12 protein-coding genes and 1 tRNA gene are annotated in these 15,602 nt (G+C 62.9%); 7 read left to right on the top strand and 6 right to left on the bottom strand.

All coding sequences use genetic code 11. The features are described 5' to 3' along the window. The first annotated feature begins 102 nt into the window (after positions 1–102). Together ACN50D_RS25925 and ACN50D_RS25920 are read left to right on the top strand one after the other, a co-directional pair. Positions 103–945 (top strand): PE-PPE domain-containing protein, encoded by an 843-nt coding sequence (locus ACN50D_RS25925; RefSeq protein ID WP_039972676.1) that lies wholly within the window; start codon positions 103–105, stop codon positions 943–945. 62 nt (positions 946–1,007) lie between these two features. Then, positions 1,008–2,105 (top strand): glycerophosphodiester phosphodiesterase family protein, encoded by a 1,098-nt coding sequence (locus ACN50D_RS25920; RefSeq protein ID WP_172827019.1) that lies wholly within the window; start codon positions 1,008–1,010, stop codon positions 2,103–2,105. Between the two features lie 296 nt (positions 2,106–2,401). On the opposite strand, the gene ACN50D_RS25915 is transcribed toward ACN50D_RS25920, so the two are convergent. Continuing rightward, positions 2,402–2,477, bottom strand: a tRNA-His gene (locus ACN50D_RS25915). Between the two features lie 188 nt (positions 2,478–2,665). On the opposite strand from ACN50D_RS25915, the gene ACN50D_RS25910 reads away from it, so the two are divergent. Beyond that, entirely contained in the window at positions 2,666–3,628 is a 963-nt protein-coding gene (locus ACN50D_RS25910) for a pseudouridine synthase (protein WP_211920631.1), read from the top strand. Between the two features lie 18 nt (positions 3,629–3,646). Here the strand turns inward: ACN50D_RS25910 and ychF are convergent, their stop codons facing one another. Together ychF and ACN50D_RS25900 are read right to left on the bottom strand one after the other, a co-directional pair. Next, positions 3,647–4,726: a redox-regulated ATPase YchF gene (gene ychF, locus ACN50D_RS25905; RefSeq protein WP_030536245.1), complete on the bottom strand. Its 1,080-nt coding sequence runs from the start codon at positions 4,724–4,726 to the stop codon at positions 3,647–3,649. A gap of 70 nt (positions 4,727–4,796) precedes the next feature. Continuing rightward, on the bottom strand, positions 4,797–5,315 hold the full coding sequence (locus tag ACN50D_RS25900) for a CD225/dispanin family protein (RefSeq protein ID WP_371683539.1): 519 nt from the start codon (positions 5,313–5,315) through the stop codon (positions 4,797–4,799). A 92-nt stretch (positions 5,316–5,407) separates the two neighbouring features. Between ACN50D_RS25900 and ACN50D_RS25895 the strand changes: the two genes are divergently transcribed. From ACN50D_RS25895 to ACN50D_RS25885, 3 genes are all read left to right on the top strand, one after another. Continuing rightward, complete coding sequence (locus tag ACN50D_RS25895) at positions 5,408–6,985, top strand: FMN-binding glutamate synthase family protein (protein ID WP_118603687.1); 1,578 nt, start codon at positions 5,408–5,410, stop codon at positions 6,983–6,985. Positions 6,986–7,097: 112 nt separating this feature from the next. Continuing rightward, positions 7,098–9,380 carry a carbon starvation CstA family protein gene (locus ACN50D_RS25890; RefSeq protein ID WP_007726338.1) on the top strand — a complete coding sequence of 761 codons (2,283 nt, stop codon included), beginning with the start codon at positions 7,098–7,100 and terminating at the stop codon, positions 9,378–9,380. 2 nt (positions 9,381–9,382) lie between these two features. Continuing rightward, positions 9,383–9,592 (top strand): YbdD/YjiX family protein, encoded by a 210-nt coding sequence (locus ACN50D_RS25885; protein ID WP_003945213.1) that lies wholly within the window; start codon positions 9,383–9,385, stop codon positions 9,590–9,592. Positions 9,593–9,598: 6 nt separating this feature from the next. Here ACN50D_RS25885 and ACN50D_RS25880 read toward each other — a convergent pair whose 3' ends face one another. Next, positions 9,599–10,003, bottom strand: a complete 405-nt coding sequence (locus ACN50D_RS25880) for a hypothetical protein (RefSeq protein WP_003945253.1) — start codon at positions 10,001–10,003, stop codon at positions 9,599–9,601. A 152-nt stretch (positions 10,004–10,155) separates the two neighbouring features. Here ACN50D_RS25880 and ACN50D_RS25875 point away from each other — a divergent pair, with 152 nt between their 5' ends. Further along, entirely contained in the window at positions 10,156–11,349 is a 1,194-nt protein-coding gene (locus ACN50D_RS25875; RefSeq protein WP_003945249.1) for an AI-2E family transporter, read from the top strand. Here the strand turns inward: ACN50D_RS25875 and ACN50D_RS25870 are convergent, their stop codons facing one another. Both ACN50D_RS25870 and ACN50D_RS25865 read right to left on the bottom strand, forming a co-directional pair. Beyond that, on the bottom strand, positions 11,350–14,328 hold the full coding sequence (locus ACN50D_RS25870; RefSeq protein ID WP_211920633.1) for an AAA family ATPase: 2,979 nt from the start codon (positions 14,326–14,328) through the stop codon (positions 11,350–11,352). Further along, positions 14,325–15,500 (bottom strand): exonuclease SbcCD subunit D, encoded by a 1,176-nt coding sequence (locus ACN50D_RS25865; protein ID WP_211920635.1) that lies wholly within the window; start codon positions 15,498–15,500, stop codon positions 14,325–14,327. Before ACN50D_RS25865 ends, ACN50D_RS25870 begins: the two co-directional genes overlap by 4 nt. Positions 15,501–15,602 lie beyond the last annotated feature (102 nt).

Genomic DNA, 15,602 nt, shown 5'->3' with positions numbered 1-15,602 from the left:
AATGGTGCTCGCTCGATAACGATTTCGCAGTACAACGGATTGCCAGTCTCTTCTCAGGGTTTGGATGCAGACCTCTCAGAATCGACGTGGATGATCGCTGACATGGCTGAGGTAACCGTTCTTGCAGTTGGCGGCACCGGCGAATCCCACGTCGGCGACCACGGCGCCCGTGTGCGCGGACTCCTCAGTGCCGTCACCGACGAACTCGACAGTCGATTCGATTCTCGCTGGGTCGCTTATCCCGCATCGTACGGTCCGGTCGCCGACGGTGGCCTGAGCTTTCGGCACAGCACCGCGATGGGTGTGAAGGCCCTCACCGCCGAAATCGCACAGACAGACGGCCCGGTCATGCTGATCGGATACTCACAGGGATGCACCGTGATCCGCTCGGCTCTTCCGACGCTGAACCGCGCCAACGTCATCGGAGTCGGACTGATCTCCGATCCTCAACAACCGGCAGGCGTGATCGAAGGTTGTGAGGGACACGGAGTTGCCGGCGACGGACCCGAGATCCAGCCGTGGATTCCGGTCAAGTGGATCGGGCACCCGCAGGACATGATCTGTAATGCCAGCGACGACAGCTACATTCGCGACATCGCAGACTTGACGCGCTGGATGTCCTTCTCGCAGGCACGCGTGTGGGCAGGAAAGGTTTGGGAACTACTTCGTAGCAATGCTTTCCAAAATGCGCAGAAGACTCGTTTCAGTCCGAAACAGTGGCGTACCGATCTACGACGTATTCGCACCGCGTTCCTCGAAGTACTTGGTTACCTGCCGACGAAGTTGAACCTGAACCGATTTCAGCTCAAGAACCCTCGCGGCGGTAGACACATCAGCTACGCGATCGAACCTCTCGACGAGAGCGGACTGACCGGGTGTGAGCTTCTGGCGTCGTGGATGAAGGTCCACGCGAGCGGCGTCGGGCAGCGCATTCACGCGGCCTGACCTTTACCGTTAGTTTACCTAACGAACCCCGGGGAGCCATTCGACGCCTCTACGTTCCTTTCATGCAACTGAGCAGAATATTGTCGTGTGCCGCCGTGACCGTCGCACTCCCCCTCACCGCCCTGGCGGCCCCGGCCGGCGCATCGCCAACCGGCAGTCTCGACTGGTCCGGTTCGTTCGGTAGTTCAGCACCCCAGCCGGTTTCGACGTTCGACGTCCAAGCCCACCGCGGCGGGCTCGGCCTGTACACGGAAAGCAGCCTGGCCGCGTTCGCGAATGCCCTCGAAATGGGCGTCAGCACACTGGAACTCGATACCCAGATCACCGAGGACGGGATCGCTGTCGTCACGCACGATCGTAAGATCTCGAACAAGAAATGCCTCGACACCGAGCCCGCAACTGCGGGTGACCCGGAGTTCCCGTACGTCGGCAAATTCGTCAACACGCTGAGCCTGCAGCAGATCAAGACCATGGACTGCGGCACTCTCCCCCTTGCCGGATACCCTGAACAGCAGAATGTTCCGGGAGCGAAAATGCAGACGCTCGAAGAAGTGCTTGCCCTGGTGAAGTCGTACAACGCACCCGGAATCAAGCTCAACATCGAGACCAAGGTGGAAGCGGGAGCGCCTCACGAGACCGCCCCGCGTGAGCAGTTCGTCTCTGTAGTCCTCGATACGATCCGGGCAGCCGGATTGTTGGACAGCGTCACCATTCAGAGCTTCGACTGGGGCTCGCTCATGCTCACCCGTCAACTCGCGCCGAGTGTCCCCGTCGTTGCGCTCACAAACGGCGACTTTCTCCAGGTAGGCAAGGACGGAGCGTCACCGTGGCTCGGCGGTCTGGACATCGATGATTTCGGTGGCGACGGCATCGCGGCGGTAGCAACCTTTGGTGCCTCCGCCTACTCCCCCGTCCAAGGAACTCCGCAGGGCGGAAAGGTCGGGGATCCCGGTTTCACCCTCTATCCGACAGCCGACATGATCGCGAGCGCACATGCGCGTGGCATGAAGGTCATCCCGTGGACCGTCGATGATCCCGCCACCATGCACGCCCTGATCGACCTCGGTGTCGACGGGATCATCACCGACTACCCCGATCGTCTCCGAGCCGTTCTGGCCGAGCGAGGCATGCCACTACCTGCACCTGCGGTCAAGAAGTAGCCTCCACCGCGCACCGAAGCAGGTACCTGAACAGGTACTACGGCCGATGTCCCCGGGGTCCCGTCGGCCGCATCCTGGACAGGTACTTGCTCGGGTGATCGGAGGTGAATTCTGATGATGTCTTTGAAGGATCAACTGGACAACTGCGAATACCTACTTGCCGACGCGGAAATGGCCGGCGACTGGAATGCTGTCCGGCGATTCAGGGAATACCGGCTCAGGCTCGTTCGACAACTGTGCAGGCAAAGGGCCGCCGGCCTCTGCGCCTAGAGGCCCGACCTCAACCGTATCTGAGCTGGTCCCTCTGGGCGGTTACGATCCGCCGTCGCCCGAGTCACAGTCGGGTGCTCTCACCAATTGAGCTACAGAAGGTATGGCCCGCAGTGCTTTTCGACTGCGATCTTTCTCTGCCGAACCATACGGGCCCGCATCTCGTGCGCGCTACTGATTTTCGAGTAGACGATCTACACCGACCACCGCTGTGAGTTCGGTTTCCGCGTCCCCGCGGGGACGTCCCCGTCGAGGCCACACCGAATCACCGCTGACCAGTAGTCGATGGGATGATGACCTGCGTGTCCATGTCCCCACCGCTGCCCGTCAAGAACGGGGTTGGCCCGACGCGCCTACGCATCCCGCTCTCTGGGCCGTGGGCGACGATCGCCGAGTACGTCGTGGCCAAGTTCGACCATCTGGACGCCGAGAACCTGTATCGGCGGTTCGACGACGGCGAGTTCGTGGGTATCGACGGCCAGTCGCTCTGCCGGAGCACAGAACTCAGTGCGCACCGGTTCGTCTGGTACTACCGCGAGTTGCCGGCGGAGGACCCGGTGCCGTTCCACGAAGAGATCCTGCACATCGACGACGATCTCGTCGTCATCGACAAGCCACATTTTCTCCCGACCACCCCCAGCGGGCGCTACCTGCGCGAGTCGGCACTAGTCCGACTGCGCGTCCGCCTCGACAACCCAGATCTGACTCCGATCCATAGACTCGACCGCGGCACCGCAGGCGTGGTGATGTTCTCGGCCCGCCCCGCGACGCGCGGCGCGTATCAGTCACTGTTCGAGAAGCGTCAGGTCACGAAGGTCTACGAGGCGGTGTCGGCGCGACCCACCCGGCGGGGCCAGGATTCACCAGCGCTCGACGTCCCTCTCGTTTACCGCAACCACATCGAAGCTCGACGCGGCGAGTTGCGAGTCGTCGTCGACGACAGCCGTGAACCCAACTCCGAGACCATGATCGAGGCACGAGGGACGGGCGTGAGCGCCTCCGGACGTGCTGTGCTGCACACGGTTCTACGTCCGCGCTCCGGACGGATGCACCAGTTGCGGGTGCATCTGGCAGCTCTCGGCGCCGGGATCCTGGGCGACCGGCGATACCCCGACCTGCTTCCCGACGCGCCGGACGATCATTCCCTCCCACTCCAATTGCTCGCGAGGGAACTCGAATTCACCGACCCGTTGACTGGGAGAGCGCGGCGGTTTGTGACACGTCGGACGCTCAGCGAGATGCCCGTGGGGTGACGACCAGAAGCCGCGGATTTAGACGTTGAAGCGGAACTCCACCACATCGCCGTCGGCCATGACGTATTCCTTGCCCTCCATGCGGACCTTGCCGGCAGCCTTGGCCGCGGCCATGGAACCGGCCTCGACGAGGTCGTCGAAGGACACGATTTCAGCCTTGATGAAGCCGCGCTCGAAGTCGGTGTGAATGACGCCGGCAGCCTGGGGCGCGGTGTCACCCTTGTGGATCGTCCAGGCGCGAGCTTCCTTCGGACCAGCCGTCAGGTAGGTCTGCAGCCCGAGAGTGTGGAAGCCGGTGCGCGCGAGGGCATGCAGGCCCGGCTCTGTCTGACCGATCGAGTCGAGCATTTCCTGGCGGTCTTCCTCGTCCAGCTCGAGCAGTTCCTGCTCGACCTTCGCGTCGAGGAACACGGCGTCGGCCGGGGCGACGGAAGCGCGCAGTTCCGCGACCTTCGCTTCGTCGGTGAGCACCGACTCGTCGGCGTTGAAGACGTACAGGAAGGGCTTGGTGGTGAGCAGGCTCAGCTCACGCAGCAACGAGAAATCGAGCTTGTCCTTGACGCTGAAGAGCGTCGTGCCCTCGTTGAGGAAGGCCTGAGCCTTGAGCGCCTCGTCGTGGGCCGGCTTGAGCTCCTTGTTCTTGCGAGCTTCCTTGTCCAGACGCGGGAGAGCCTTCTCCAAGGTCTGCATGTCGGCGATCACGAGCTCGGTCTCGATGACCTCGATGTCCGAGGCCGGGTCGACCTTGCCGTCGACGTGGATGACGTCGTCGTCGGCGAAGACGCGAACTACCTGGCAGATGGCGTCCGCTTCACGAATGTTGGCCAGGAACTTGTTGCCCAGACCTGCGCCCTCGGACGCTCCCTTGACGATGCCGGCAATGTCGACGAACGACACGGTCGCGGGGAGGATGCGCTCGGAGCCGAAGATCTCGGCGAGCTTCTGCAGCCGCGGATCGGGCAGCTCGACCAGACCGACGTTGGGTTCGATGGTCGCGAACGGGTAGTTCGCTGCCAACACGTCGTTGTTGGTCAGTGCATTGAAAAGGGTGGACTTGCCGACGTTGGGCAGTCCGACGATTCCGAGGGTAAGGCTCACGGTCTGTGGATTCTACGGCCTCGCGGCGACGTGACGGGTACTCGCCCCACCGTCACGTCGCGGCAGGTGATCAGTTGTAGGTATACGAATCGACGGACGACACGATCGCAACCAGGAAGATGACGTAGAACGCGATGAACAGCACCCAGCAGATCACGGCTATGAGGAGCGAGATCTGCCCGAGTTTCTTCACCCGCTCGGATGCGTACTGCGCGCCCTGGTGATCGCCCATCGCCCACTTCGGGTAGATGTCGTGGAGATGGTTGAACGCGGCGAACGCGATAGGCCAGAAGAAGATGATCGACGCGACGGCCCATCCCGCGTTGGACTTCGGCGGACCGTACTGAGGCGCCGCGTACGTGGGAGCAGCGCTGTACTGCTGGGCTGCGCTGTACTGCTGACCGGTCGGATACTGCTGTCCGGCTGAGTACTGCGGGTCGGTCGGGTACTGCTGGCCCGTCGGATATTCCTGGCCTGCTGAATATTGCTGACCGGCTGAATACTGCTGGCCTGCCGGATACTGCTGCTCCTTCGGATACTGTTGCTCCTTCGGATCCTGCGGGTCGGTCGGATATTGCGGTTCGGTCATCATTCCCCCAAAGAGTCGGATTCGGTTCTCTATCGCAGAACCTAGTGGAGACTTACCGCTGCCGTGTCACAGTGAGCGCCTACGCTCTCGAGGTGACTCGGATGCTGATCGTGCTCTTGATATGGATAGTGGGTCTCGGCACCGCCGCGCTCGCAATTGTCGCCTCGCCCGGATGGTGGGTGATCGCTGTCGTCACACTCGCGCTGGCGGCCATGGGCACCTACGACCTCACTCAGAAGTCCCACAGCATCCTCCGTAACTATCCGGTCCTGGGGCACGCGCGATTCCTCCTCGAGAAGATTCGACCGGAGATCCAGCAGTACTTCGTCGAATCATCCACCGATGGAATGCCATTCGATCGCGAAACGCGAGATCTGGTTTACGAGCGGGCAAAGGGAACACTGGCGGAAGAGCCCTTCGGGACCGAGCGCGACGTCAATGCGATCGGCTACGAGTTCATGACGCATTCGATTCGCGCACGGACCGCCCCCGACACCGTTCCCCGAGTTCGCCTCGGCGGACGCGATTGCACGAAGCCGTACGACATCGCTCTCCTGAACGTCTCCGCGATGAGCTTCGGGTCGTTGTCCGCCAACGCAATCGAAGCCCTCAACGCCGGCGCCGCCAAAGGCGGCTTCGCCCACGACACCGGCGAAGGCGCGATCAGTCCGTATCACCGCAAACACGGCGGCGATCTGATCTGGGAAATCGCCTCGGGATACTTCGGATGCCGAACCGAGGACGGCCGATTCGATCCTGACCGTTTTGCCGAGCGTGCCGGACTCGATCAGGTGAAGGCCATTTCGATCAAGCTCTCGCAAGGTGCGAAACCCGGGTTGGGTGGCGTGCTTCCCGGAGTCAAGGTCTCCCCCGAAATCGCCGAAACCCGCGGGGTACCCGTCGGCCAGACCGTGATTTCGCCACCCGCGCACACCGCGTTCAGCACCCCGGTCGAACTGGTCGATTTCATCGCGACCCTGCGAAAACTGTCGGGAGGCAAGCCGGTCGGGATGAAACTGTGTGTCGGCTCGCGTCGTGAATTCCTCGGAATCTGCAAGGCGATGATCGAACGCGGTATCACGCCCGACTTCATCATCGTGGACGGTTCCGAAGGCGGCACCGGCGCAGGTCCGGTGGAGTTCGAGGACCACATGGGCATGCCGTTGACCGAGGGCCTGATGCTGGTGCACAACGCTCTGGTGGGAACTGGTTTGCGCCCTCTCGTGAAAGTCGGCGCTTCCGGAAAGGTGGCGAGCGGTTCCGACATCGTCAAACGCATCATCCAGGGCGCAGACTTCACGATGGCGGCCCGCGCAATGATGTTCGCAGTGGGCTGTATTCAGGCCCAGATGTGCCACACCAACCGCTGCCCGGTCGGCGTTGCCACTCAGGATCCGGCACGCACCCGCGCACTCGACATCCCCGACAAGAGCGAGCGCGTCTACCGATTCCAGAAGGCAACCGTCGCCAGCGCACAACAGATGATCGCGTCGATGGGCATCGATTCCTTCGACCAACTGCAACCGGGAATGCTCAACCGCCGCGTCGACGGTCTCACCACTCGCACCTATGCCGACCTGTTCGACTGGCTGATGCCGGGCGAACTGCTCGACTCCCCGCCGCAGGGCTGGCTCACCGATTGGATCGACGCCGACGCTCACCGATTCTGACGTCGGTCGACTCCCGCGTTTCAGATCGCGCGGATTCACCCTTCTGGTCCTACAGTGACAGATGGCCCGCTGTGACGGCGGCCACACGTGCACTAGTGGACGGAGTTCGACGATGAGCTTGACGACTGCGCCGGAACCAAATGTCGAGTACCTGAAAACCGATCCTGACCTGCCACCTGTCGGCGTCATCGACAAAACACCCATCTCCACGACTGCGCGCGTCGTCTTCCTTGTTCTCGGACTGGTCGGCGCGGGCGCCTGGTACATGATTGCGATCGTCCGCGGTGAACACATCAGTGCCGTCTGGTTCGTGTTGGCCGCAATCTGTACCTATCTGATCGCCTACCGCTTCTATGCGCGGTTGATCGAACGCAAAATCGTCAAGCCTCGCGACGACGTCGCAACTCCCGCCGAAATCATGGAGAACGGCGCCGACTACATGCCGACCGACCGTCGGGTGCTGTTCGGTCACCACTTCGCGGCAATCGCCGGTGCCGGTCCCCTGGTCGGACCCGTGTTGGCCGCGCAGATGGGATATCTTCCGGGAACGATCTGGATCATCGTCGGCGTCGTGTTCGCCGGGGCGGTGCAGGACTTCATGGTGCTGTGGATCTCGTCGAAGCGCCGCGGGCGCAGCCTCGGTCAGATGGCCCGCGAAGAACTCGGCCTCGTCGGCGGCGTCGCCGCACTGATCGGCGTGTTCGTCATCATGATCATCCTCATCGCGGTGCTCGGACTTGTGGTCGTCAATGCGCTCGCCGAGTCCCCGTGGGGAGTGTTCTCGATCGCGATGACCATCCCCATCGCGCTGTTCATGGGCGTGTACCTGCGGTATCTGCGGCCGGGCAAGGTTTCCGAGGTCTCCCTGATCGGCGTCGTCCTGCTTCTCCTTGCCATCGTCTCCGGCGGATGGGTTGCCGATACCGGTTGGGGCGCAGACTGGTTCACACTCTCGAAGGTCACCATCGCGTGGCTGATGATCGCGTACGGATTCGCCGCATCGGTGCTGCCAGTCTGGCTGCTCCTGGCACCGCGCGACTACCTGTCGACGTTCATGAAGGTCGGCACCATCGCGCTGCTGGCCATCGGAATTCTGGTCGCACGACCCGCTCTGAACATGCCGGCAGTGACGCCATTCGCCTCCAACGGCGAAGGCCCGGCCTTTGCCGGTTCACTGTTCCCGTTCCTGTTCATCACCATTGCCTGTGGCGCACTCTCGGGCTTCCACGCACTGATCGCGTCCGGTACGACGCCAAAGCTGCTCGAGAAGGAAAGCCAGACCAAGATGATCGGGTACGGCGGCATGCTGACCGAATCGTTTGTCGCGATCATGGCTCTGGTCACCGCCTGCATCCTCGATCAGCACCTGTACTTCGCACTCAACGCTCCCGCGGCACTGACCGGTGGAACACCGGAAACCGCAGCCGAATACGTCAACAATCTGCCCCTCGGCACTGCCCCCATCACACCGGACGTGCTGACTCAGGCAGCCGAGGCCGTCGGCGAAGAATCGATCATCTCGCGAACCGGCGGCGCCCCGACGCTCGCGTTCGGAATGTCCGAAGTGCTCAGCGACGTCTTCGGCGGCGACTCGCTGAAATCGTTCTGGTACCACTTCGCGATCATGTTCGAGGCGCTCTTCATCCTCACCACGATCGATGCCGGCACCCGCGTCGCTCGATTCATGCTCTCCGACTCGCTCGGCAACTTCGGCGGTCCGGCGAAGAAGTTCAAGGACCCGTCGTGGCGCATCGGCGCGTGGCTGTGCTCGCTGATCGTCGTCGCTGCCTGGGGCGCGATTCTGCTCATGGGTGTCACCGATCCGCTGGGCGGAATCAACACACTCTTCCCGCTCTTCGGCATCGCCAACCAGCTACTCGCCGCGATCGCACTGACGGTGGTCATGACGATCGTCATGAAGAAGGGCCTGTTCAAATGGGCCTGGATTCCCGGCGTGCCGCTGGTGTGGGACCTGGTCGTAACCATGACCGCGTCGTACCAGAAGATCTTCTCCGACAACCCCGCGATCGGGTACTGGGCTCAGCACAACGTGTTCAAGGACGCGAAGGCTGCCGGCGAGACGGCGCACGGTTCCGCGAAGACTCCGGAGGCTATCGATGCCGTCATTCGCAACACCTTCATCCAGGGCACGTTGTCGATCATCTTCGCGTCACTGGTGATCGTCGTGGTCATCGCCGGGATCATCGTATGTGCCAAGGCAATCCGAGCGGGCGGGCTGCCGACCACCGAGTCCCCGGAAGAACCGTCGAAAATCTTCGGACCCGCCAGCTTCATTCCGACGCCCGCGGAGAAGGAAATCCAGAAAGAATGGGACGAGCTGATCAAAGCCGGGAAAGTCCGGGCGCCCGGCGCCGCACACGGAGGTGGGCACTGACCATGACGACGGCGACCATGACGGCAAAACTCACCACAGCGTTCCGCGGAACGCTGTGGTGGGTTCGCTCGGTGATGGGTGATCTCGACTATCAGCGCTACGTCGAGCACACCCGACGCCACCACGCCGACTCACCGGTGATCAGCGAACGAGAGTTCTGGCGCCGCCGTCACGCAGCAGCCGACGCCAACCCAGGCGCCCGCTGCTGCTGAATCCGGTCAGGGGCAGGTGGCCTTCGCGAGTTCGTAAATGTGGCCGGCCTGCTCGTCGGTGGGCTTGTTGCCGTTGTTCTCGGCCAGGTCGGTGATCTTGGTCTTGACCTCCGCCTCGTCCGTGCCGTTGGCGACCTCGGTACACGTGGTCGTCAAGATCTCCTCGATGTCTGCGTCGTCGCGGTTCTCCGCCAACGGTGCGTAAGCCCCACGGAACGTGGCGACGAACAGCGCCGTCTTGCCCTGATCGATGGCGTTGCCCGCTGACTGTTTCGCCGTCTCGAGCGCCTGTTGCCCGCTCGTGACTGCCTCGCTGATCTTGTTCTGCGCGTTGTCCTGATCCTCGGTGCTACACGCGGTGAGCCCGAGAACGACGATTGCTGCTGCCCCGACTGCTGCTGCGATTCTCATGACGGAAATGTTAGTCCGATCAGCATGCTTCAAAACACAGTATTGCAGCGCAACACACGAGTTATCGCATGCAGTCGTTACGATCAGCTCAGCTAGATCACCGGATTCGCACATCGGCGAGGAGATCCCTGCGCCGACGGAAAGGACGATCAGTGAGCGAGCAAGACAAGGGGACGTCCGCAGGGGTGCGCAAGCGCGACCGCGGCGAGATCATCGGGCAAGGGGGTATGTGGCTCGCAAAATGGTCGTTGGTGTTGGCGTCGATTTCGCTGGGCGCCTGGATTTTCGGCTGGCTGATCGAAAAGCTCTGGGTCATCATCCTGCCGGTGGCTCTGGCTATCGTTGTTGCGACAGTCATGTGGCCGCCGACCCGCGGCATGATCAAGCGCGGTATGCCACCGGCCGCGGCAGCCGGCATCACCCTGGTGCTCTCGATCGGAATCCTGGCCGGTGTGATCGCCGGCATCGTTCCGTCAGTGGTCAGCCAGGCCCCCGAGCTCGCGAACAAGACCACCGAGGGCATCAACCAGGTTCAGGACTGGCTCCAGGGTCCGCCGCTGAACCTGAAGGACGACCAGATCGACAACGCCGTCCATGCCGTCATCACCAAGGTGCAGGAAAGTGGAACCGCCATCGCTTCAGGCGTTTTCAGCGGCGTGAGCACAGCGAGCTCGTTGTTGGTCACGCTCGGTTTGGTCCTGATTCTCGCTTTCTTCTTCATCAAGGACGGACCGAGGTTCATCCCCTGGCTCCACGCTGTCGGCGGCGGCCGTGCCGGTCGGCATCTCGAAGAGGTCCTCACCCGCATGTGGGACACGCTCGGCGGATTCATCAGGACACAAGCACTGGTGAGTCTGATCGACGCGGTCTTCATCGGCGCCGGACTGCTGATACTCGGGGTCCCGCTGGCACCGGTGCTGGCAATTCTCACGTTCATCGGTGGCTTCATCCCGATCGTCGGTGCCTTTGTCGCCGGCGCCCTGGCCGTGTTGGTTGCGCTGGTGGCCAACGGTCTCACCACCGCCATCATCGTGTTGATCATCATCCTGGCCGTTCAGCAGATCGAAGGAAACGTCCTTCAGCCTGTGCTGCAGAGCAAGTCGATGAAACTCCACGCCGTCATCGTGCTGCTTGCCGTGGCCGCCGGTAGCTCGCTGTACGGCATCGTCGGCGCGTTCCTCGCAGTGCCCGTCGCCGCTGTGGCAGCAGTTGTCATCCGGTACATCGGCGAGCAGATCGACGAACGCGCAAGCGACAACGAGCCGATGCCCGCCGGCGATGCGTCGGACATCCTCGAGGATCAAGACGACGACGCCGAGTCAGAGGTAGAGAACAAAAAGGCCTGATCAGCCCGCGATCACCTTCACCGAGGAGCCTGCACGTCCGCGAATGACGTGCAGGCGACTCGGGATTCGCTGCCTCATCTCGTCCACGTGACTGACGATGCCCACCACTCGTCCACCGTCGCGAAGCTCGTCCAACACAGCCATCACCGAGTCGAGGGTGTCGGCGTCGAGAGTGCCGAATCCTTCGTCGATGAACATCGTGTCGAGAACGATTCCGCCGGACTCCGCCGCAACCACATCGGCAAGTCCGAGGGCCAAAGACAATGACGCCAAGAATGATTCACCGCCCGAGAGCGTCTTCGCCGAGCGAACCACACCCGTGAAGTCGTCCCGGATGTCGAGTCCCAGACCGCCGCGGCGACCCCGAGAACCTGCCTCGTCACTGTGCACGAACTCGTATCTGCCCCCGGACATCCGCTGCAGCCGAACCGATGCCGACACGGCGATCTCTTCCAACCGCGACGCGAGCACATACGCTCGCAGCGACATCTTGCGACTGTTCTGACCTTTGCCGGCGATCACGTCGGCAAGCGCCGCGAGTTCGTCGTGCAGTTCACGCTCAGGTGCAACCGCTTCGTATGCCTTCTCGAGTTGTCCGCTGAACCGTTCGAGATCCGACACACGGTTCTCGGCCAGGGAAGCAGCTGCAACAGCCGAGTTCACCACCTCGGCGCACCGAAGAGCACGCTCGCGAGGACCGTCGACGTCGACTGTCTCGACTTCGCTCACCGCAACGACCTCGGGGTCGTCGAGGACCGTCCGAGCGGCCACCTCGAGGTCGCGTGCTTTGGCGAGTTCCGTTTCGATCGCCGCGATTCGGGCCGGCGATCTCACCCCTTCGATCGCAGCCTCGACCGAATCGAATCCAGCAGCGGCCGCCGCAGCGGCCAGTTTGGTCGACAGTTCCGCCGATCGCGCCTGCGCACGAACGGCGTCGTCACGCATCTCAGACGCCGCCGAGGCAGCGGAGGCAATCCTTTCGAACCACGAGCGCCGAGCAGCGATGGTCGAATCTTCTCCCACCGCAGCGACGATCGCCGCTCGAATCTGCTCGACCGTGGCCGACAGAGTCGTCGTACGCTCGGTCAGTGCCGCCAATTCGGCCGTCAGAGAAGCGGATTCCTGTTGCAGCTCGCCGTCACGCTCGTTGAGATGCCCGAGCTTGTCGGCCAACCCTCCAACCTGACCGGCAGAGTGGGTCGCCTCGTCAACGGCGTTCCGATCCGCGGCGCGGAGCCTGTCGAGTTCTGCGACGTCGCCGTCCCCGCCGCGGGCGATCACCCGGTCGATGTCACGGTCGACGGCTACCTGGTGGTCGACTACCTTGCTCAGGGCTTTCTCGGCCGCACGCTCGGCTGCGGACGCGGCTTCCAGATCGGGCTCGGTGACCGTGACGACATCAGACTGCGCCGGCGCAGGGTGTTCACGCGAACCACACACCTGGCATGGGTCACCGGGCGCGAGTGAACTCGCCAACTCCGCAGCCATGCCCTCGATACGCTTCTGCACGAGGTCGAGCCAGCGCCCGCGAGCACTCTGATGGGCGTCGCGCGCATCCAACACCTGCACACGAATCTTCTCGGCTTGCGCACGCAGAGAGACGAATTCATGAGCCGCTGCCGCAGCATCCGATGCTTTGGCCAGTGCAGCTTCGAGGCCGGGCAGAGCCGCGTGCGCGCGTTGCGCATCCTCCAGTCGTTGGCCGGCCGAGCGCACCATTTCTGGCAGTTGAGTGCGTTCAACCGCGATGGCATCGATGCGCTCGGACAGAGCGTCTCGCCGAACTCCGAGTTTCTCGATCTCGGCTTCTGCCGCATCGGCTCTGCGAGCATCCTCCGCCATTGCGTCCAGGCGAACGATCTCGTCACGCCAGGTCCGGATCCGAGCTACGACGCGTTGACGCTCGTCGTCGGTGGGTGGCCACACCTCCGGCACAAAAATCTCCGGACCGCCCGTTGCGGAGTAGGTCGACATCGCTGCGGTCATCGATTCGAGTGCGGCAGCGAGGTGCAAGCCGGCAGCGTCCACATCGCCGGCGACAGCGGCCACCGGCAGTGCGCGCTTGGCGGTCTCGAGTTCAGCGCCGATCACAGCTCTTTGGGCGGCGCCCGTATTGAATGCTGCGAGTTCAGCGGTCGCACGATTACGGCGAGCGACCAGATCTGCGGTTCGCTGCGCCGCCGATAGAACCCGATTAGCCTCGGCTGCTGCATCTTTCGCGGTCACCAGCTCCGCAAGACTTGTATCGCGGGTGTCCTGAGCCTCGGCGAGGAGTTTGCGCGACCATTCCAGTGGGTGTGCCTCGGCGCCTACCTCGAGTCCCGCAGCTGTCTCGACCTTCGCGAGCAGCAGCCGCACGGATTGCTCCCTGGCCGCGAGCGCGGTCGCACTTGCCTTTCGCTTGGCGTCGAACCATGCCTCGACGGAGACAAAACGCTTGGTGTCGAACAGACGCTCGAGCAGTTTGCCTCGCTCGTCGCTCTCGGCACGCAGGAATTTGGCGAACTCACCCTGCGGCAAGAGCACCACCTGGAAGAACTGATCAGCGCTCATGCCCATGAGGCGGTTGATCTCGTCACCGATGTCAGGGATGCGCGAAAGGTTTTCGCCGCGGCCGTCCAACCACGTCAGTGTGGCCTTTGCGTTCTCTGTGATCGAACCGGTGCCACGCTTCTTCGGGCGCGAATACTCTGGACTGCGAACAAGTTTGATTCTGCGACCACTGATGGTCGCTTCGAGTTCCACGCGCGGCACCGAACCGGCGGGCGCGTGATCGGACAGTAGCCGTTTGCCCTCGTTGCGCGCACCCGGCACCCGCCCGTACAGGGCAAACGCAACCGCGTCGAGGATCGTGGTCTTGCCTGCCCCGGTGTCACCGTGCAGAAGGAACAGCCCGTCTGCACCCAAACGGTCGAAGTCGACTTCGACCGTGTCGGCGAAGGGCCCGAAAGAGCTGACTTCGAGTTTGTGCAGCCTCACGCGGTTTCACTCAGTTCTACCGTGGACTCCTCGGCGCGCGCGGCAGCGCTGAGCGCTTCGGCCATCAACGTGACCTCCCGCTCGGACGGGTCACTACGCACGGCCGAGACAAAGCCACGGGCGATCTCCATGTCGGTTCGACCCCGTACCGCGTCGCGATACTTGAGATCCGATTGTCCTTCCGGCCTTTGCCATTCGAGGTGAACGGCAAAGGGGAAACGTGCCTGGAGCTGCCTCATGGCATCGACGGGACGAACCGGGTCGGTGAGCAAAGCGGAGACGTAGCACTGCTCGGAATCGGCGTACTTCGACTCGGTGAGAAGTTCCTCGAGAGTTCCCGTCACCTGGCTCAGCCCTCGAATCACCGGAAGATCGAGGCGCTGCACCGACGACAGACCGGCTGCGTCGAGTTCGATCAAAAGCGCAGCCTTGCGGTGGCTGCGTTCACCGAACGAATACGGCAACGGTGAACCTGAGTACCGCACACTCTCCGAGAGCATCTGCGGAGAATGCAGGTGTCCGAGGGCGACATAGTCGACGCCGTCGAACTCGCCCACTGCGACGGTCTCCACTCCGCCGACCGAGATGGAGCGTTCCGATTCAGAGGCCTCACCGCCCACGACGAAGGCATGGGCGAGCAATACCGATCGAGTCGCGGGGTCGGCAGCCGTTCGTTCGGCGAGATCTCGCCGAACACGCGACATGGCCGCTCCGAGGATGTCGGAATGAGTACGAGCCCGGGGCACGTCCAACTCGACGCGCGTGATCTCCGGCTCGAGATACGGAATCCCGTAAAAGGCGACGGGCCCGAACTGATCGCTCAGCATCACCGGAGTACCGATCTGGCCGACTCGGGTGATCAAGTGCAAGCCGCCGGCAGCGGAAAAGGATGCCCCGGCTCCGAGCCGCACCGCGGAATCGTGATTGCCGGACGTCGCGACGATGACCGCCCCCGCCGCCCGGATTGCCTCGAAGCCTCGATTGCACACGGCGACCGCGTCGGAACTGGGAATCGAGCGGTCGTAGATGTCGCCCGGCACGACCACGACGTCGACTCCGTGTTCGCGGACGGAATCTGCGATGGAACCGAGCACACTCGCCTGATCGGCCAACAGATCGACGCCGTGAAAGGTGCGACCTATATGCCAATCGGAGGTGTGCAGAATCTTCATGAATCCGACGGTAGAGCAGCCCACCGACACCGCCGATCTCCCACGCTGACGGCTTCGTCGGTGTGCCCCAACCCACGAGCGTCCGGTGACCCTGCACACAAT

This window comes from Rhodococcus sp. SB1D, from assembly GCF_048573875.1.
In the GTDB taxonomy this organism is placed as follows: Bacteria; Actinomycetota; Actinomycetes; order Mycobacteriales; family Mycobacteriaceae; genus Rhodococcus_F; species Rhodococcus_F qingshengii.
This window is presented reverse-complemented; position numbering and strand designations above follow the sequence as displayed.